At 71.3% G+C, this 19,221-nt stretch carries 16 protein-coding genes; 4 read left to right on the top strand and 12 right to left on the bottom strand.

Translation table 11 applies throughout. The features are described 5' to 3' along the window. Positions 1-97: 97 nt before the first annotated feature. Positions 98-1,495 (top strand): NAD(P)/FAD-dependent oxidoreductase, encoded by a 1,398-nt coding sequence (locus FED44_RS16580; RefSeq protein WP_111699327.1) that lies wholly within the window; start codon positions 98-100, stop codon positions 1,493-1,495. A gap of 43 nt (positions 1,496-1,538) precedes the next feature. After that, a complete protein-coding gene (locus FED44_RS16585) occupies positions 1,539-3,143 on the top strand; it encodes an amidohydrolase (protein WP_138461198.1) in 1,605 nt (534 codons plus the stop codon). Between the two features lie 53 nt (positions 3,144-3,196). Here the strand turns inward: FED44_RS16585 and FED44_RS16590 are convergent, their stop codons facing one another. The 12 genes from FED44_RS16590 to uvrA all read right to left on the bottom strand — a co-directional run bounded on the left by FED44_RS16590 (position 3,197) and on the right by uvrA (position 17,458). Continuing rightward, a complete protein-coding gene (locus tag FED44_RS16590) occupies positions 3,197-3,967 on the bottom strand; it encodes an SDR family NAD(P)-dependent oxidoreductase (protein WP_165900546.1) in 771 nt (256 codons plus the stop codon). Positions 3,968-4,271: 304 nt separating this feature from the next. Next, positions 4,272-4,619 (bottom strand): RNA polymerase-binding protein RbpA, encoded by a 348-nt coding sequence (locus FED44_RS16595; protein WP_111699330.1) that lies wholly within the window; start codon positions 4,617-4,619, stop codon positions 4,272-4,274. Between the two features lie 74 nt (positions 4,620-4,693). Next, positions 4,694-4,924: a preprotein translocase subunit SecG gene (gene secG / locus FED44_RS16600; protein ID WP_111699331.1), complete on the bottom strand. Its 231-nt coding sequence runs from the start codon at positions 4,922-4,924 to the stop codon at positions 4,694-4,696. Between the two features lie 165 nt (positions 4,925-5,089). Continuing rightward, positions 5,090-5,869: a triose-phosphate isomerase gene (gene tpiA, locus FED44_RS37370; protein ID WP_111699332.1), complete on the bottom strand. Its 780-nt coding sequence runs from the start codon at positions 5,867-5,869 to the stop codon at positions 5,090-5,092. Next, the gene (locus tag FED44_RS37375; RefSeq protein WP_111699333.1) at positions 5,870-7,057 is read right to left on the bottom strand and encodes a phosphoglycerate kinase; all 1,188 of its coding nucleotides are present in this window, start codon (positions 7,055-7,057) and stop codon (positions 5,870-5,872) included. Continuing rightward, complete coding sequence (gene gap, locus FED44_RS16615; RefSeq protein WP_138461199.1) at positions 7,057-8,061, bottom strand: type I glyceraldehyde-3-phosphate dehydrogenase; 1,005 nt, start codon at positions 8,059-8,061, stop codon at positions 7,057-7,059. Before gap ends, FED44_RS37375 begins: the two co-directional genes overlap by 1 nt. 205 nt (positions 8,062-8,266) lie before the next feature. Further along, complete coding sequence (gene whiA, locus FED44_RS16620; RefSeq protein ID WP_138461200.1) at positions 8,267-9,247, bottom strand: DNA-binding protein WhiA; 981 nt, start codon at positions 9,245-9,247, stop codon at positions 8,267-8,269. Between the two features lie 63 nt (positions 9,248-9,310). After that, a complete protein-coding gene (locus tag FED44_RS16625; protein ID WP_111699336.1) occupies positions 9,311-10,345 on the bottom strand; it encodes a gluconeogenesis factor YvcK family protein in 1,035 nt (344 codons plus the stop codon). A 237-nt stretch (positions 10,346-10,582) separates the two neighbouring features. Further along, entirely contained in the window at positions 10,583-11,452 is an 870-nt protein-coding gene (rapZ, locus tag FED44_RS16630; RefSeq protein ID WP_111699337.1) for an RNase adapter RapZ, read from the bottom strand. Positions 11,453-11,693: 241 nt separating this feature from the next. Beyond that, complete coding sequence (gene uvrC, locus FED44_RS16635) at positions 11,694-13,832, bottom strand: excinuclease ABC subunit UvrC (protein ID WP_138461201.1); 2,139 nt, start codon at positions 13,830-13,832, stop codon at positions 11,694-11,696. Between the two features lie 181 nt (positions 13,833-14,013). Further along, positions 14,014-14,439 (bottom strand): Rieske (2Fe-2S) protein, encoded by a 426-nt coding sequence (locus FED44_RS16640; protein ID WP_111699338.1) that lies wholly within the window; start codon positions 14,437-14,439, stop codon positions 14,014-14,016. A 178-nt stretch (positions 14,440-14,617) separates the two neighbouring features. After that, a complete protein-coding gene (gene uvrA, locus FED44_RS16645) occupies positions 14,618-17,458 on the bottom strand; it encodes an excinuclease ABC subunit UvrA (protein WP_111699339.1) in 2,841 nt (946 codons plus the stop codon). 268 nt (positions 17,459-17,726) lie between these two features. On the opposite strand from uvrA, the gene FED44_RS16650 reads away from it, so the two are divergent. Together FED44_RS16650 and FED44_RS16655 are read left to right on the top strand one after the other, a co-directional pair. Continuing rightward, the gene (locus FED44_RS16650) at positions 17,727-18,551 is read left to right on the top strand and encodes a maleylpyruvate isomerase family mycothiol-dependent enzyme (RefSeq protein ID WP_138461202.1); all 825 of its coding nucleotides are present in this window, start codon (positions 17,727-17,729) and stop codon (positions 18,549-18,551) included. Between the two features lie 12 nt (positions 18,552-18,563). Then, the gene (locus FED44_RS16655) at positions 18,564-19,208 is read left to right on the top strand and encodes an MBL fold metallo-hydrolase (protein WP_111699341.1); all 645 of its coding nucleotides are present in this window, start codon (positions 18,564-18,566) and stop codon (positions 19,206-19,208) included. The last annotated feature ends 13 nt before the right edge of the window (positions 19,209-19,221 follow it).

Here is a 19,221-nt window from a genome sequence, read left to right on the forward strand (position 1 = left end):
ACGTTACGACCATGGTTATCCGCATGACTCCTCCGGATCTGCCACGACATCCGTTGCCGAATGGCGACAAGGGAACGGATATAGCAGGATGTCCTGCATGAGCGCTCCCCTGTCCCCTGAGTTCGTCAACGGTGAGGTGTCCTTCTGGTACCGGTCGTCCGGGGTCCCGGCGCCCGGCGAGCGCCTGGACGGCAACACGCGGGCCGACGTGGCCGTGGTCGGCGCGGGCTACACCGGCCTGTGGACCGCCTACTACCTGAAGAAGGCCGACCCCTCGCTGCGAATCGTCGTGTTGGAGAAGGAGTTCGCCGGTTTCGGGGCCTCGGGACGCAACGGGGGCTGGCTGACCGGCGCGCTGGCCGGCTCTCCCGAGCGTTACGCGAAGACCCACGGCGCGGACGGCGCCCGGCGGCTGCAACGGGCGATGTTCGAGGCGATCGACGAGGTGATCCGGGTCGCCGGCGAGGAGGGCATCGACGCCGACATCGTCAAGGGCGGCCTGCTCACCGTCGCGCGCGGCCCGGCGCAGGCGCTGCGGCTGCGCGAGGAACTGGCCGGCCAGCGCGAGTGGGGCTGGGGTCCCGAGGACGTCCGGCTGCTGTCCGGCGACGAGATGAACGACCGGCTCAGGGTCGCGGACGCGCTCGCCGCGACCTGGACCCCCCACTGCGCCCGGATCCAGCCCGCCAAGCTCGCCCGCGGACTGGCCGCGGCCGTACGGAACCTCGGCGTGGACGTCTACGAGGGAACCCCGGTGACCGCCATCGCGCCGGGCCGGGCGGTCACCCCGTACGGCACCGTGTGGGCGGACCACGTGCTGCGCTGCACCGAGGGGTTCACCGCCGGCATCGACGGCCACCACCGCGACTGGCTGCCGATGAACAGCTCCCTGATCGTCACCGAGCCGCTGCCGGCGGAGGTCTGGGACGAGATCGGCTGGCAGGGCCGCGAACTGCTCGGCGACATGGCCCACTACTACATGTACGCCCAGCGGACGGCCGACGACCGGATCGCCTTCGGCGGGCGGGGCAGGCCGTACCTCTACGGATCGCGGATCGACGAGCGCGGGCACACCCACGCCTGGACCGTGGACGCCCTGTGGGACCTGCTGGTCGCGTTCTTCCCCGCCGTCGCCCGCTCGCGGGTGGCGCACGCCTGGTCGGGCGTGCTCGGCGTGCCGCGCGACTGGTGCTCGGCCGTCCACCTGGACCCGGCGACCGGCCTCGGCTGGGCCGGCGGCTACACGGGCCACGGCGTGACCACCACCAACCTCGCCGGCCGCACGCTGCGCGACCTCGTGCTGCGCCGCGACACCGGCCTGACCCGGATGCCGTGGGTGGACCGGCGGGTGCGCGCCTGGGAGCCCGAGCCGCTGCGCTGGCTCGGCGTCCACTCGATGTACCGTCTCTACCGGCTCGCCGACGCCCGCGAGAGCGGGGGCATGACCAGGACGTCCGTGCTGGCCCGGATCGCCGACAGGATCACCGGCCACTGACGACGTTCCGCGTCTGTTCACCAGAAAGAAGGATTCGACACCCGTGAGTTCCACCCTCCTCTTCCGCGGCGGCCGCGCCTTCACCCCGGACGGCTTCGCCGAGGCGGTCCTCGTCCGCGACGGAGTCATCGCCGCCGTCGGCGCCGAGGCCGACCTCGTACGGCTGGCTCCGGACGCCGAGCCGGTCGACCTCGGCGGCGGCCTGCTGACGCCGGGCTTCACCGACGCCCACATCCACCCGGTGCAGGCCGGGCTGGAGCGGGCCAAGTGCGACCTGTCCGAGGTGTACGGCCTCGACGCCTACAAAGCCGAGATAGCCGCCTATGCCGCGAGAAATCCGGAGAAGGAGTGGATCGACGGCGGCGGCTGGGACATGGCCGCCTTCCCCGGCGGTCTCCCCCACCGGTCCCAGCTCGACTTCCTCGACCGACCGGCGTACTTCGTCCAGCGCGACCACCACGCGGCGTGGGTCAACACGCGGGCCCTGGAGCTCGCCGGGATCACCGGCGACACCCCCGACCCCGCCGACGGCCGCATCGAGCGCGACCACGACGGGACGCCGAGCGGCGTGCTGCACGAGGGCGCGATGGACCTCGTCGGCCTGCTGACCCCCCGCCCGACCCCGGCCGACGTCGACGCCGCCCTGATGGACGCGCAGGCCCACCTGTTCTCCCTCGGCATCACCGGCTGGCAGGACGCCATCGTCGGCTCGTACGCGGGGTCGGACGACCAGTTGCCCGCCTACCTGTCCGCGGCCTCCTCCGGGCGGCTCAGGGCGCGGGTGGTCGGCGCCCTGTGGTGGGACCGCACCCGCGGGGCCGAGCAGATTCCCGGCCTGGTCGAGCGGCGGGCCATGGCCGAGGGCCTGGACCGGTTCCGGGCGACCTCCGTGAAGATCATGCAGGACGGCATCCCGGAGAACTTCACCGCCGCCGTCATCGAGCCCTACTGCCGCTGCGGCGGAACCGGCCTTTCGTACGTCGACCCCGCCCTGCTCGGCGGGTACGTCAAGGAACTGGACGCCCAGGGCTTCCAGGTGCACTTCCACGCCATCGGCGAGCGGGCCGTACGCGAGGCGCTCGACGCGCTGACCGGGACCGACCCCGGCAACCGCCACCACATCGCGCACGTGCAGATCATCACGCCGCAGGACGTGCCGCGCTTCGCCGAACTCGGCGTGACGGCCAACCTCCAGCCGCTGTGGGCGACCCACCACCTGCAGATGGACGAGCTGTGCATCCCCTACCTGGGCGAGGAGCGGGCGTCCTGGCAGTACCCCTTCGCCGACCTCGTACGGCACGGCACCCGCCTCGTCGGGGGCTCCGACTGGCCCGTCTCCTCGGCCGACCCGCTGGCGGCGATGCACGTGGCGGTCAACCGGACCGAACCCGGCAGCTCGGTCCACGCGACGTACCCCACCGCGCAGACGCCGTTCCTGCCGGAGCAGAGCCTCGACCTGAGGACGGTCATGACCGCCTACACCGAGGGATCGGCCTGGATCAACCGCTCCCCCGCCGGTGTGATCGAGGCGGGCCACCCGGCCGACCTCGTCGTCCTCGACCGCGACCCCTTCGCCCTCGACCGGAAGGACATCTGGACTACCAAGGTCGTCATGACCTTCCTCGACGGCGAACAGGTGCACGGCTGAGCTCACGCCCCCACGGGACGCGGCCGCCTGCTCCGTGAACCGGTACGACGTCGTCACGGTGGCATGCGATAACCCGCGTCGAGCCTGGGACTGGCGGCGTTGAAATACCTGTTCTCGACGATGTGGGCGGCGAACGCCGCGAATTCGTCCGGGGTGCCGAGCCGGCGAGGGTTGAGGAACTGTTTGACCCCCTCCGCCTTCGTGTCCTCGTCGACATAGTCGTCGACCATGGGGGTGTCGAAGCCCCCGGGGACGATGGTGTTGACGCGTATTCCGCGCCCGGCGAACTCGCGGGCGGCGGGCAGGGTCATGCCCTCGATGGCGGCCTTCGTCGCGGCGTACCCGATCAGTCCGGTGGTGGCCTCATGGGCGGCGACGGAGGAGGTGTTGATGATGACGCCCCGCTCGCCGTCCTCGTCGGGGTCGTTGCCCAGCATCACGGCCGCCGCATGGCTCATGACGTTGAAGGTGCCGATGAGATTGGTGCTCACGAGCCGCGTCAGCACGGTCGTGTCGCTGGGCCGCCCGGCCTCGGTGACGAGGACGACGGGGGCGAGGATGCCGGCGGTGTTGACGTTGACGTCGATCGTTCCGAACCTGTCCAGGGTGGCGGCCACGACGGCGGCGACCGCCTCGGCGTCGCCGATGTCGGCACCGATCCCGAGGGCGTTCACGCCGAGATCGGCGGCGATCCGGGCGGCGACCGCGCCGCGCCGGCCGACGATGACGACGTTCGCGCCCCGGGCGGAGAAGTGTCGTGCGACTCCCTCACCGAGCCCGGAGGTGCCGCCGGCGACGAGGACCGTCTTCCCGCGAATGTCCATGATCTCCTCCGGAGCAGGCCGGTGGCAGGTTTTACGGCTGCGCGCCGTCTCGGGTGTCCCCCACATTCTGTGCGGAGCCGGGGGCGTCGGATATCCATGCGATGGTCTTCTTGGGTCGACCCCCGGGAAGCGGTTCCTGTCTCGCCGGAAAGATCCTGGCGGAAACGCGAAAGCCCGGAGCCGTGGAAGGCTCCGGGCCTGCTCGGGTCGCCGGGACCACTCTCGCGGCCCCGGACACCCGGCTACTTCTCCGTCGTCCGCGGATCGATGATCCCCGGCGACGCCGTCCGGGCGAACTCGGCGGTCAGTAGATCGGGCGGGAGGAGGAGCGCAGCCGCTCCAGCGCCTCGGCGAGGATCTGCGCGCCGTCCTTGTCGCTGCGGCGCTCCTTCACGTACGCGAGGTGCGTCTTGTAGGGCTCGTTGCGCGGCGGAGCCGGAGGGTTCGACTGGTCCTGCCCGGCCGGCAGCCCGCACCGCGGGCAGTCCCAGAACTCGGGGACGGCCGCGTCGCTGGCGAAGCTCGGGCGCGTCTCGTGCATGTTGGCGCACCAGAACGGGACCCGCACACGGGGGGCGGCCTCGCCGCGTTCGGCCTCTCCCATGGGGCCGGCGCCGACTCGGCTGCCACGGATCGCGTTGCCACTACCCACCGATGAACTCCTTGCTCGATCGCCCCGCGGACGGGGGGAGGTGAATCTCTGTCACGCGTGGCCGGAGACCGTCGCTACGGCTTGAGCAGCAGGCCCAGCGCGATGATGCAGACGAACCAGACGGTGCCCGTGATGATGGTCAGGCGGTCGAGGTTGCGCTCGACCACCGACGATCCGCCGAAGGACGACGAGAAGCCGCCGCCGAACAGGTCGGACAGGCCGCCGCCCTTGCCCTTGTGAAGCAGCACGAGCAGCACCATCAAGGCGCTCGCCAGGATGAGGGCGATGGAGATTCCGATTATCACCGTAGACCTGTTCCTATATCCGGGCGTGCACGACTATCCGGGCGTGCACGACGCGAGTGCACGGCGTCATCAACGTGCGGATGCACGACGCCATCAGCGTGACGATTCATTTGTGTTCTTCGAGGGTACGACTTGTTGTCAAGTCGCACCCCCCGAACGGCACAGCTAGCCGGAGACTTCGCCGAAACGGCAGATCTTGACGTACTCCCCCGCATCGAGGCTGGCCCCTCCGACGAGGGCGCCGTCGATGTCGGCTTCCGCCATGATCCCGGCGACGTTGTCCGACTTCACCGAGCCACCGTAAAGGATACGGACAGCTGCGGCCACATCGTCACCGTACAGCTCGGCGAGTCGCGTCCTGATGGCGCCGCACACCTCCTGGGCGTCCTTCGGGGTGGCGACCTCGCCGGTGCCGATCGCCCAGACCGGCTCGTACGCGACCACGATCGACTTCACCTGGTCGGCGGGCACACCGTCGAGCGCGCCGTCGAGCTGCGCCAGCGTGTGCTCGACCTGGCGGCCCTCCTGGCGCACCGGCAGCCCCTCGCCCACGCACAGGATGGGCGTCAGCGAGTGCCGGTAGGCGGCCTTGACCTTGGCGTTGCACAGCGCGTCGTCCTCGCCGTGATACTGCCGCCGCTCCGAGTGGCCCACGAGGACGTAGGCGCAGCCGAGCTTGCCCAGCATCGCCCCGGAGATCTCCCCGGTGTACGCCCCGGAGTCCTGCGCGGACAGGTCCTGCGCGCCGTAGGCGATGCGCAGCTTGTCGGCGTCCACCAGCGTCTGCACGCTGCGCAGGTCGGTGAACGGCGGGATGACCGCCACCTCCGCCCTGTCGTGGTCGCGGTCGTTCAGCGAGAACGCCAGCTTCTGCACCAGGTTGATGGCCTCGAGGTGGTTGAGGTTCATCTTCCAGTTGCCGGCGAAAAGCGGCTTGCGCGCCATCTACTCCTCCAGCGCCGCGAGTCCGGGCAGCGTCTTGCCCTCGAGGTACTCGAGGCTGGCGCCGCCACCGGTGGAAATGTGCGAGAAGCCGTCCTCGGGCAGCCCGAGCCTGCGTACGGCCGCGGCCGAGTCGCCGCCGCCGACCACGGTGAACGCCTCCGACGCCACGAGCGCCTCGGCCACCGCGCGGGTGCCGCCGGAGAACGCGTCGAACTCGAACACGCCCATCGGGCCGTTCCAGAACACGGTCCGCGCGTCGGCCAGCTTGGAGGCGAACAGCTCACGGGTGCGCGGGCCGATGTCGAGGCCCTCGCGGTCGGCCGGGATAGCCGTGGACTCCACGACGTCGTGCGGGGCGTCGGCCCCGAACTCGGTCGCGGCCAGCACGTCGACCGGCAGCACCAGCTCGACCCCGCGGGAGGCCGCCTCGTCGAGGAAGCCCTTCACCTGGTCGATCTGGTCTTCCTGCAGCAGCGACTTGCCCACCTCGTGGCCCTGGGCCTTGAGGAAGGTGTAGGCCATGCCGCCGCCGATGAGCAGGCGGTCCACCTTGGCCAGCAGGTTGGCGATCACGCCGAGCTTGTCGGAGACCTTCGCGCCGCCCAGGACGACGACGTACGGCCTGGCCGGGTCCTCGGTGAGCCTGCGCAGCACGTCGACCTCGGCGAGGACCAGGTCGCCAGCCGCGTGCGGCAGCCGCTTGGGCAGGTCGTAGACGCTGGCGTGCTTGCGGTGCACGGCGCCGAAGCCGTCGCCGACGTAGACGTCGGCGAGGGCGGCCAGCCGCTCCGCGAACTCACCCCTGACCGCGTCGTCCTTGGACTCCTCGCCCGGCTCGAAGCGCAGGTTCTCCAGCAGGGCGACCTGCCCGTCCTGGAGGCCGGCGACCACGCTCTGGGCCGACTCGCCGACCGTGTCGGCGGCGAACGCCACGTCCTCGCCGAGCAGCTCGGCCAGCCGCCGGGAGACCGGGGCGAGCGAGTACTTCGGCGTGACGGAGCCCTTGGGCCGGCCGAGGTGCGCCGCGACGACGACCTTCGCGCCGCGCTCCAGGAGCTTCCTGATCGTCGGCACCGACGCGCGGATGCGGCCGTCGTCGGTGATCGTCTCCCCGTCGAGGGGGACGTTGAGGTCGGCGCGCACGAACACGCGCCGGCCCTTCACGTCGAGCTCGTCGATTCCGATCATCAGAGGGAGGCGCCCACGTACTCGATGAGGTCGGCGAGGCGGTTGGAGTAACCCCACTCGTTGTCGTACCAGCCGACGACCTTGACCTGGTTGCCGATGACCTTGGTGAGGCCGGCGTCGAAGATGCAGGACGACGGGTCGGTGACGATGTCGCTGGAGACGATCTCGTCCTCGGTGTAGCTGAGGTAGCCCTTGAGCGGGCCCTCGGCGGCGGCCTTCAGCGCGGCGTTGACCTCTTCGACGGAGGTCTCGCGGCCGACCTCGACGGTCAGGTCGGTGGCCGAGCCCGTCGGGATCGGCACGCGCAGCGCGTAGCCGTCGAGCTTGCCCTTGAGCTCGGGCAGGACCAGGCCGATGGCCTTGGCGGCGCCGGTGGAGGTCGGGACGATGTTCAGCGCGGCGGCGCGGGCGCGGCGCAGGTCCTTGTGCGGGCCGTCCTGCAGGTTCTGGTCCTGCGTGTAGGCGTGGACGGTGGTCATCAGACCCTTCTCGATACCGAAGGTGTCGTTGATGACCTTGGCCATCGGGGCCAGGCAGTTGGTGGTGCAGGAGGCGTTCGAGATGATCGTGTGCGCGGCCGCGTCGTACTTCTCGTGGTTGACGCCCATGACGATCGTCACGTCTTCGTTCTTCGCCGGAGCGGAGATGATGACCTTCTTCGCGCCGTTGTCGGCATGCACCTTGGCCTTGGCGGCGTCGGTGAACAGGCCGGTCGACTCGACGACGACGTCGACGCCCAGGTCGCCCCAGGGCAGCTTGGCCGGGTCGCGCTCGGCGAAGGCCTTGATCGCCTTGCCGTCGACGGTGATCTCGTCAGCCGAGGACTTGACCTCGTACGGCAGGCGGCCCAGGATGCTGTCGTACTTCAGCAGGTGGGCCAGCGTGGCGTTGTCGGTGAGGTCGTTGACGGCGACGACCTCGATGTCCTTGCCGCTGGCCGCCACAGCGCGCCAGAAGTTGCGGCCGATACGGCCGAAGCCGTTGACGCCTACGCGGATGCTCACGGATCCGATCTCCTCGTACGTCGTGCGCCGGTGTACCGGCGCGAGGACTGTGTTAAACCTCAATGACAGACCTTATCGGACCCAAATTGGTGTAGACCACGGGGCCGCGTTTTGGCGGCGTGTCCCCCCTTGCCAGCCGGTGAGCGGCTCCGTTCCCGCAGGCGGTGGCCCGGGGAACGGTCCCGGTGAAGCGACCGGGAGCGGGTCAGTGCGCGAGCATGTCCGCGGTGAGATTGGCCTCGGTGTTGGCGATGCCGAGGTCCTGGGCGCGCTTGTCGGCCATGGCGAGCAGCCGCCGGATGCGCCCGGCGATGGCGTCCTTGGTCAGCGGCGGGTCGGCGATCTGGCCCAGCTCCTCCAGGGACGCCTGCTTGTACTCCACCCGGAGCCGGCCCGCGATCACCAGATGCTCGGGGGCGTCCTCGCCGAGGATCTCCAGCGCGCGCTGGACCCTCGCCCCCGCCGCCACGGCGGCCCGGGCGGACCTGCGGAGGTTGGCGTCGTCGAAGTTGGCCAGGCGGTTGGCGGTGGCCCGCACCTCCCGGCGCATCCGCCGCTCCTCCCAGGCCAGCACGCTGTCGTGCGCGCCGAGCCGGGTCAGCAGCGCGCTGATCGCGTCGCCGTCGCGCACGACCACCCGGTCGACCCCGCGCACCTCACGGGCCTTGGCGTGGATCTTCAGGCGCCGGGCGGAGCCGACCAGGGCCAGCGCCGCCTCCGGCCCGGGGCAGGTCACCTCCAGCGACATCGACCGGCCCGGCTCGGTCAGCGAGCCGTGGGCGAGGAAGGCTCCCCGCCAGGCCGCCTCGGCGTCGCAGGTGGCGCCGGACACGACCTGCCGGGGCAGGCCGCGCACCGGCCGGCCGTGGTTGTCGATGAGACCGGTCTGCCGGGCGAGCGCCTCGCCGTCCTTGTAGACCCGTACGACGTAGCGTGAGCCCTTGCGCAGCCCGGCGGGGGCCAGCACGAGGACCTCGGCCTTGTGGCCGAAGACCTCCCCGATGTCCTTGATGAGCCGGCGGGCGGTGGCGTTGGTGTCGAGCTCGGCCTCGATCACGATCCGCCCGCCCACGAGGTGCAGCCCGCTGGCGAACCGCAGCAGCGTCGACACCTCCGCCTTGCGGCAGCAGGGCTTGAGCACCGGAAGGCGGCTCAGCTCGTCTTTCACCACGCCCGTCATGGCCATCTGCGCGTGTCCTCCCCCAAACAGACTCTGCCCGTCAGTCTCTCGCACCTTGGGAGCAGGCAATCACCGCTTCGCGCGGAAAATCTCGGCCAGGACAGCGGCAAGTCGTGGTCCGTCGTGCCGGGCAGATCCGTCAGACGCTGCCACATCGGCCAGAACCACCCGGGCGCCCATCGCCCCCGCGGCCTTCTCCAGCGCCCTCGCGTCGCTCACCACCGCGCCGTCCGCGACCACCGCGTCGAGGAGCAGGGCGGGGGCGTGCTCCCTGAGCACCTCCAGGTGCCGTTCCGGGGAGAAACCGTCGGTCTCGCCGGCCTGTGGCACCAGGTTGAGGATCAACAGCCGCCGGGCGCTGCTCTCGTGCAGCGCCCGGGCGAGCTCGGGCACCTTGAGGTGCGGCAGCACGCTGGTGAACCACGAACCCGGCCCGAAGACCACCCAGTCGGCGGCCTCGATGGCCTCGATCGCCTGGGGGCAGGCGGGCGGGTCGGGCGGCAGCAGCGAGATGGAGCGCACCCGGCCGGGCGTCAGCGCGCAGGCGACCTGCCCGCGCACCGTCGTGACGGCGCCGTCCAGCTCCACCTCCGCCTGGATGTCGAGCGGCACGGACGCCATCGGCAGCACCCGGCCGTGGGCGCCGAGCAGCCGGCCCACCCATTCCAGGCCCACCACGGGGTCCTCAAGAAGCTCCCACAGGGCGACGATGAGCAGGTTGCCGACGGCGTGCCCGTGCAGGTCTCCCTCGCTGCGGAAACGGTGCTGGACGACCTCGCTCCAGGTCCTGCCCCACTCGTCGTCGCCGCACAGGGCCGCGAGCGCCATCCGCAGGTCGCCGGGGGGCAGGACGCCGAGCTCACGCCTGAGACGGCCGCTGGAGCCGCCGTCGTCGGCTACGGTCACCACGGCCGACAGATCGTCGGTGACGGTCCTGAGGGCCGACAGGGAGGCGTACAGACCGTGACCGCCGCCGAGCGCGACGACCTTGGGTCCGTTGCTCGCGGGTGCCGCGCCGCTCCGGGGAGTGCTGCCGTACGCGGGGGAATCACGGGGGTGATCGGGGTCGGAGGGATCGGCCGGTTCCGGGACGGGGTCCTTCATCGTCCTCCTCACCTCGTCGCGGGCACCGTCTCGCGGAGCCGCGGCGTTCGTGCTGATCGGTCACGCTCTGCGCCGAACCGAATCCGGCTCGGGCCGCATCCCGCCACCGTACGCCCTCCGCGGCGCCGCCCGCCCGCCCGATCGTCCCGGTGCCGCCGGAGCGGGCCGGCCGCCGTCACCCGCCCTTCGCCATGCCCGTCTCGGGCACGTCCCCGGCACGCCGGCGACCGGGAGGGGTCACTCGCGGCCCACGTCCCGGTGGCTGACCTGGACGTCCATGCCGCGCTCCCGGAGACGGGCGCCGAGCTGCTCGGACATCGCCACGCTGCGGTGCTTGCCTCCGGTGCAGCCGACGGCGAGCGTGGCGTAGCTCTTGCCCTCGCGCGTGTATCCGGCGGCCACCACGCCGAAGACCTCCTCGTAGCCGTCGAGGAACTCCTTGGCGCCGGGCTGGCCGAGCACGTAGTCGCGCACGGGCGCGTCGAGGCCGTTCATCGGCCGGAGCTCCGGCACCCAGTGGGGGTTGGGCAGGAACCGGCAGTCCACCACGAGGTCGGCGTCGACCGGCAGGCCGTACTTGTAGCCGAAGGACACCACGTTCACCTTGAGCCCGGGGCGGTCCTCGCCGCCGAAGAAGGAGACGATCTTCTTGCGCAGCTCGTGGACGTTCAGCAGGGACGTGTCGATGACCAGGTCCGCGTTGGCGCGGATCTCGCGGAGGATGCCGCGCTCACGGTCGATGCCGTCGACGAGCCGCCCGTCGCCCTGCAGGGGGTGCGGACGCCGCACGTTCTCGAACCTGCGGACCAGCTCCTCGTCGCTCGCTTCGAGGAACACCACCCGGACGCCGACGCCGCGCCCGTCGAGCTCCTTGATCGCGGCGTTGAGGTCGGTGGTGAAGGCGAGGCTGCGCACGTCGACCACGGCCGCGACCCGGTCGGTGGCCATGTTCACCCGGCCCGCCTCCTCGGCGAGCGAGGACAGCAGACCCGGCGGCAGGTTGTCGATGACGAACCAGCCGAGGTCTTCCAGGGCCTTCGCAGCGGTGCTGCGCCCCGCCCCCGACATTCCCGTGATCACCACGAATGCCGGCTCAGTCGTGCTCATCGCCCGCTCACCGCCCTGCCGCCCGATGTCCAGCCCAACCTATCAACCGGCCGGACCCCGGCGCCCCGCGACGCACCCGCGACTCACCCCGGCGCCGCCCGCCCGTGCCGCACCGCCGGCCTCGTGGTCGGCCCCCTGTCGGGCCCTGTAGTCGGCCCTGTAATCGGCTCCGTAGTCGGTCGCGCTCCCAGCGGCCGGGTCGCCGCCGCGATCCTCCGCCCGCTGACGGTCCCCGGCCCGCTCACGATCCCTGTCCGGCGGGCGAGGGGCCCTGCCCGGCGGGCGAGGGGCTCTGCCCGCGGAGCGCCGCGACGATGGCCTCGGCGGTCGCCGGGCCGATGCCGGGGACCTCCTGGATCTCCTCCGCGCCGGCCTCTCGCAGCCGCTTCACCGAGCCGAAGTGACGCAGCAGCGCCTGCCGTCGCGCCGGGCCCAGGCCCGGCACCTGGTCGAGCGCGCTCTCCCGGAGCGATTTCGACCTCTTCGATCGATGGTAGGTGATGGCGAACCGGTGCGCCTCGTCACGGACGCGCTGCAACAGGTACAGTCCCTCGCTGCTGCGCGGCAGGATCACCGGCTGGTCGTCGCCGGGCAGCCAGACCTCCTCCAGCCGCTTGGCCAAGCCGCAGACCGCGACGTCGTCGACGCCGAGTTCGTCCAGCGCCCGCCGGGCGGCCGCGGCCTGCGCCGGGCCGCCGTCCACCACGACGAGGTTGGGGGGATAGGCGAACTTGCGGGGACGGCCGGTCTCCGGGTCGATCGGCGTCCCGACGACCGGTTCGCGCGCGCCGTCGTCGAAGCCGGCGTCGGCGTCCGCCTCCACCCCGTCCGCTTCCACCCCGTCTGCCTCTACCCCGGCCGCCTCCGCGCCCGGTCCTCCGGTCACATTCGCGCCCGGCCCCGCCGGCGCGTCCCCGGCCGGCTCCGGGATCGGCCCTGGGGCCGGCACTGGGGTCGGCCCTGGGGCCGGCTCGGTGTCCAGTTCCCCGGTCGCCACCCGCTCTTCCAGGTAGCGCTTGAACCTGCGGCAGATGACCTCGTAGATCGAGGCCACGTCGCCCTCGCCGCTCCTGATCGAGAAGCGGCGGTACTCGCTCTTGCGGACGAGGCCGTCCTCGAAGACCACCATCGAGGCGACCACGTTCTCACCCTGGATGTGCGACACGTCGTAGCACTCGATCCGCAGCGGCACCTGGTCGAGGTCGAGGGCGTCGGCGATCTCCTGGAGGGCCCGGCTGCGCGTGGTCAGGTCGCTCGCCCGGCGCAGCTTGTGCTGGGCCAGCGACTCCTTCGCGTTGCGCTCGACGGTCTCCATGAGGCTCTTCTTGTCGCCCCGCTGGGGGACGCGCAGGTCGACCCGGGAGCCCCGCTGCTCGCTCAGCAGTTCGGCCAGCGCGGCCTCGTCCGGCGGCCGGGCCGGCACGAGGATCTCGCGGGGGATCGTCGCCTCGCCGTACATCTGCAGCAGGAACTGCTCGACCAGTTCGCCGGGGGTGGTCTCCTCGACCTTGTCGACCACCCAGCCGCGCTGGCCGCGGATGCGCCCGCCGCGCACGTAGAAGACCTGGACCGCCGCCTCGAGCGGGTCCTCCGCGAGGGCGATCACGTCACAGTCGGTGTCGTCGCCGAGCACCACCGTCTGTTTCTCCAGTGCCCGCTGCAACGCCTGGACGTCGTCGCGCAGCCGGGCGGCCCGCTCGTACTCCTCCACGGCGGCGGCGTCGCGCATCTCGCGCTCAAGCCGCTTGATGAACCGCCCGGTGTTGCCGGCCATGAAGTCGCAGAAGTCCTCGGCGAGCGCGCGGTGCTCCTCGGGGGTGACCCGGCCGACGCACGGCGCGGAGCACTTGTCGATGTATCCGAGCAGGCACGGCCGCCCGATCTGCCCGGCCCGCTTGAACACGCCCGCCGAGCAGGTGCGTACGGGGAAGACCCGCAGCAGCAGGTCGACGGTCTCCCGGATGGCCCACGCGTGCGAGTAGGGGCCGAAGTAGCGGGTGCCCTTCCTCTTCGCCCCCCGCAGCACCTGCACCCGGGGGAAGTCCTCCCCCATCGTCACGGCCAGGAAGGGGTACGACTTGTCGTCGCGGTACTTGACGTTGAACCGCGGGTCGAACTCCTTGATCCAGGAGTATTCGAGCTGGAGCGCCTCGACCTCGTTGCCGACCACGGTCCAGTCCACCGAGGCCGCGGTCGTGAGCATGGTCTGCGTCCGGGGGTGCAGTCCGGCGAAGTCCGCGAAGTAGGAGTTGAGCCGCTGTCGAAGGCTCTTCGCCTTGCCCACGTAGACGACCCGGCCGTCCGGGTCACGGAAGCGATAGACGCCTGGCGATTCGGGGATCGATCCGGGCGCCGGTCGGTAGGTTGCCGGGTCCGCCACATTCCAAAGACTACTGGCCCCGACCGACATTCCCGCCGCCACGGCGATCCCTGCGGCGTTCCGGCACGACGCCTTTACGTTGTAGATCAACAACCTCGCGGGGTGCGACCACCCAGGGGCGCCATGAGCCGCGGCGGCCGTCGCGATCTCGCGCGACGGCCGCCACCGGCCCGCACGCGGCTCAGGCGAGGGTGATGCTGTCGCCGCTCACCGTGATCTTCTTCTCGGCGAGGGGCTTGTTCGCCGGCGGGTTGGTAACGGACCCGTCCTTGGCGCTGAACCTGCTGCCGTGACACGGGCAGATGATCTCGTTGTTCGCGACGCTCCCGACCGGGCAGCTCTTGTGGGTGCAGGTCGCGCTGAACGCCTTGAACGTGCCGGCCTCCGGCTGGGTGACGACGACGTCCTGGTCCTTGAAGACCTTGCCGCCCCCGACCGGGATGTCGGAGGTCTTCGCGATCTCCCCGCCGCCCGCCGCGGCCTGGCCGTCCGCCGGAGCCGCCTCGGACGTGGCCGTGCTGTCGCCGCCCGAGCACGCGCTCAGGACCGCCGCCAGCCCGGCCCCTCCGGCACTGAAGATCACGGCCCGGCGTGTCGAATCCGTCATGCTTTTCCTTCCCTCGTACCGCGGCCCGGGACAGATGTCCGTCCCGGGTTCTCCCCTTGCGTGACGCGTCACCCCTGTGTGTCCAGGTACGGCCCTCACCCCGTGGCCGGTTCAGCGGGTCGTTCCAGGGGGACGTCGTCCGAGCGGAAAGAGTAGGGAGGAATCATGAGACGAACTCTCATACACCCAGGATTTTCCTGAGGAACGCGCCGGTGTGGCTCTCCTCGACCTTCGCGACCTCCTCGGGGGTGCCGGTGGCGACGACGGTGCCGCCCCCGGAGCCGCCCTCGGGGCCCATGTCGACGATCCAGTCGGCGGTCTTGATGACGTCGAGGTTGTGCTCGATGACGATGACCGTGTTGCCCGCGTCCACGAGCCGGTTGAGCACCCCGAGCAGCCGCCGGATGTCCTCGAAGTGGAGACCGGTGGTGGGCTCGTCCAGCACGTACACGGTGCGGCCGGTCGAGCGCCGCTGCAGTTCGGAGGCGAGCTTGACCCGCTGCGCCTCACCGCCGGACAGCGTCGTGGCCGGCTGGCCCAGCCGTACGTACCCGAGCCCGACGTCGTTCAGCGTCTGCAGGTGGCGGCGGATGGCGGGGATCGCCTCGAAGAACTCCAGCGCCTCCTCGATCGGCATGTCGAGGACCTCGGAGATCGTCTTGCCCTTGTAGTGGACCTCCAGGGTCTCCCGGTTGTACCGGGCGCCGTGGCAGACCTCACAGGGGACGTAGACGTCCGGCAGGAAGTTCATCTCGATCTTGATGGTGCCGTCGCCGGAGCACGCCTCGCAGCGCCCGCCCTTGACGTTGAAGCTGAACCGGCCCTGCAGGTAACCGCGGACCTTCGCCTCGGCCGTGGCCGCGAACAGCTTGCGCACGTGGTCGAAGACGCCGGTGTACGTCGCGGGGTTGGACCTCGGCGTCCGGCCGATCGGCGACTGGTCGACGTGGACGACCTTGTCGACCAGGTCGGTGCCGGCCACCCGGGAGTGCCGTCCTGGCACGGTCTTCGCGCCGTTCAGCTCCTTGGCCAGCGCGGCGTACAGGATGTCGTTGACCAGCGTCGACTTGCCCGAGCCCGAGACGCCGGTGACCGCGGTGAACACGCCCAGCGGGAACTCGACGTCGACGCCCTTCAGGTTGTGCTCGCGGGCGCCCTTCACGACGAGCTGCCGCTTGCGGTCGCGCGGGCGCCGGATCTCCGGCATGGTGATCGCCTTGCGGCCCGACAGGTACGCCCCGGTCAGCGACTCCTCGCTGGCGAGCAGTTCCGGCACCGTGCCGGAGACGACGACCTGGCCGCCGTGCTCGCCCGCGCCGGGGCCGATGTCGACCACCCAGTCGGCGGCGGCGATGGTGTCCTCGTCGTGCTCGACCACGATCAGCGTGTTGCCCATGTCGCGCAGCCGGATCAGCGTCTCCAGCAGGCGCTGGTTGTCGCGCTGGTGCAGGCCGATGGACGGCTCGTCCAGCACGTACAGCACGCCGACCAGGCCCGACCCGATCTGGGTGGCCAGCCGGATCCGCTGCGCCTCGCCGCCCGCCAGCGTGCCGGCGGCGCGGTCGAGCGTCAGATAGTCGAGGCCGACGTCGAGCAGGAAGCCCAGCCGCGCGTTGATCTCCTTGACCACCCGCTCGGCGATGTGCATGTCACGCTCGGAGAGGCGCAGGCCGGTCAGGAACCGCGCGCACTCGGCGATCGACATCGCCGAGAGCTCGGCGATGGAGGTGTCCCCGACGGTCACGGCGAGCGAGACCGGCTTGAGGCGGCGGCCCTGGCAGGCCGGGCAGGGCACCTCGCGCATGAAGCCCTCGAACCGCTCCCGGCTGGCGTCGCTCTCCGACTCGGCGTGCCGGCGCTGCACCCAGGGGATGACGCCCTCGAAGTCGGTGTAGTAGGAGCGCTGCCTGCCGTACCGGTTGCTGTAGCGGATGTGCACCTGCTCGTCGTGACCGTGCAGGATCGCCTTGCGCGCCTTCTTCGTCAGCCGCTCCCACGGGGTGTCGAGGTCGAAGCCCAGCGCGTTGCCGAGCGCCTCGATCAGGCGGACGAAGTAGTCGCTGGTGTGGCCGTTCGCCCACGGGCTGATCGCGCCGTCGCCGAGCGTGCGCTCGGGGTCGGGCACGAGGAGGTCGGGGTCGACCTCCATGCGGGTGCCGAGACCGGTGCATTCGGGGCAGGCGCCGAACGGCGAGTTGAACGAGAACGACCGCGGCTCCAGCTCCTCGAACGACAGGTCGTCGTAGGGGCAGTAGAGGTGCTCGGAGTAGAAGCGCTCGCGGTTGGGGTCGTCGTCCGGGAGGTCGACGAAGTCGAGGGTGATCGTGCCGCCGGACAGCTGCAGCGCGGTCTCGACGGAGTCGGTCAGCCGGCGCCGCGCGCTCTCCTTGACCGAGAGCCGGTCGACGATGACCTCGATGTCGTGCTTCTCGTACTTCTTGAGCGTCGGCGGCTCCTCCAGCCGCACGATCGTGCCGTCGACGCGGGCCCGCGCGTATCCCTTGGTCTGCAGCTCGCGGAACAGCTCGGCGTACTCCCCCTTGCGCCCGCGCACGATCGGGGCGAGCACCTGGAACCGGGTGCCCTCCTCCAGTTCGAGCACGCGGTCGACGATCTGCTGGGGGGTCTGGCGGGCGATCGGGCGGGCGCACTGGGGACAGTGCGGCTTGCCGATGCGGGCCCACAGCAGCCGCAGGTAGTCGTAGACCTCGGTGATCGTGCCGACGGTGGAGCGGGGGTTGCGGCTGGTCGACTTCTGGTCGATGGAGACGGCCGGCGACAGGCCCTCGATGAAGTCCACGTCGGGCTTGTCCATCTGGCCCAGGAACTGCCGCGCGTAGGCGGACAGGGACTCCACGTACCGCCGCTGCCCCTCGGCGAAGATCGTGTCGAAGGCCAGGCTGGACTTGCCGGAGCCCGAGAGCCCGGTGAATACGATCAGAGCGTCTCGCGGGAGGTCGAGCGAGACGTCCTTCAGGTTGTGTTCGCGTGCGCCACGCACGATCAGGCGGTCAGCCACGGTGGTCCCGATGAGTCGATGAGTTGATGGAGGTGCACGGGCAGGCTATCCAGAGCCACCGACAATTCCAGGGGACGTCGTCCGGCGGCCGGAGGGGGCGGTCCCGCGTGCTGTCCAGGGACACGCTCCGTCACCAGGGTATGAGTTTCGTCAAACCCCCGCCCGCGTTCCGCGCGAAACCCCTGCTCATACAACCGCCGAGGACGCCCCGCTCTTCCCGGACGGGCCGTGCGGAACGGCAGGAGGCGCCGGGGGCATGATTTCCTCCATGTCCGTCATCGACGAAATCGAGCGAGAGCTGGCCGACGCGACGGAGCGCCTGCTGGCGACCGCCGCCCGCCTCACCGACGAGGATCTCCGCGCGCCGTCGCTGCTGCCCGGCTGGACCCGGGGGCACGTGCTCACCCACGTCGCCCGCAACGCCGACAGCTGCGTCAATCTGCTCACCTGGGCGCGTACGGGGGTCCGCACGCCGCAGTACCCCTCCGCGGCGGCGCGCGCCGCCGGCATCGAGGCGGGCGCCGCGCGCCCGGCCGGGGAGCAGGTCGCCGATCTGCGGGACAGCGCCGAGCGGTTCGCCGCGGCGGTCAAGGGCATGCCCGCCGCCGCCTGGGCCGCGCCGGTCTCCGCCATGACGCCGCCCGAGCACCCCGCGTGGTACGTCCCCGTCCGCCGGCTCAGGGAGATCGAGGTGCACCACGCCGACCTCGGGGCAGGCTACGGATGGGCCGACTGGCCCGAGACGTACGTGCGCCGGGAACTCCACGACACGCTGCGCTGGCTCGGCGGAACCTGCCCGGTGGGCGTGGTCGTCGCGCGGGAACCGGAGACCGGCGTGATCGCGGGTGTGTGGACGGACCTCGGCGACGGCCCCTCGGTGGAGGGATCGCCCCGCGAACTGCTCGCCTGGCTCGCGGGAAGGACCACCGGCGAGCGGCTGCGGCTCGCCCCGGCCGGCACTCTCCCCGGAGAGGACGGCGCGCTGCCGGGGCAGGTCCCGGACGGGAGCCCGCCGGCCGCGCCGCCCTGGCCGAAGTCGGCCCCGGAGGGACTACCCGCCGAGCCGCCGGCGACCTGGCCGCCGGCCCGATAGAAGGGAGCGACGATGAGCTACACGGGAAACGTCACCAAGGGCGGGGCCGCCGACGTGCGGGAGGTCCCCGGACTGACCATCTCCAAGATCGAGGTCGGCGACTTCGGCAACAACGCGTACCTGCTGCGCTGCACGGACACGGGCGACGGGCTGCTGATCGACGCGGCGGCCGAACCGGACCGGCTGCTCGGCCTGATCGGCGACATGCCGATCAGCTCCATCGTGACCACCCACCGGCACCCCGACCACTGGGGTGCGCTGGAGGAGGTCGCCCGTGCCACCGGCGCGCAGACCGTCGCCCACCCGCTCGACGCCCCCGAACTGCCGGTGGAGACCACCCTGGAGGTCGGGCACGGCGACCGGGTGACGGTCGGGGTGGTGACGCTGGACGTCATCCACCTGCGCGGCCACACGCCCGGCTCGATCGCGCTGCTCTACCAGGACCGCCACCTGTTCACCGGCGACTCCCTCTTCCCGGGCGGCGTCGGCAACACCCAGAAGGACCCGGCGCGGTTCGAGCAGCTGTTCACGGACGTGGTGGAACGGGTCTTCGACCGCCTGCCGGACGAGACGTGGGTCTACCCCGGTCACGGCCGCGACACCACGCTCGGCGCCGAGCGGCCGCACCTGCCCGAGTGGCGGGCCCGCGGCTGGTGATGATTCGGGGGGC

Origin of the sequence: Microbispora triticiradicis, from assembly GCF_005864065.1 — a bacterium.
In the GTDB taxonomy this organism is placed as follows: domain Bacteria; phylum Actinomycetota; class Actinomycetes; order Streptosporangiales; family Streptosporangiaceae; genus Microbispora; species Microbispora triticiradicis.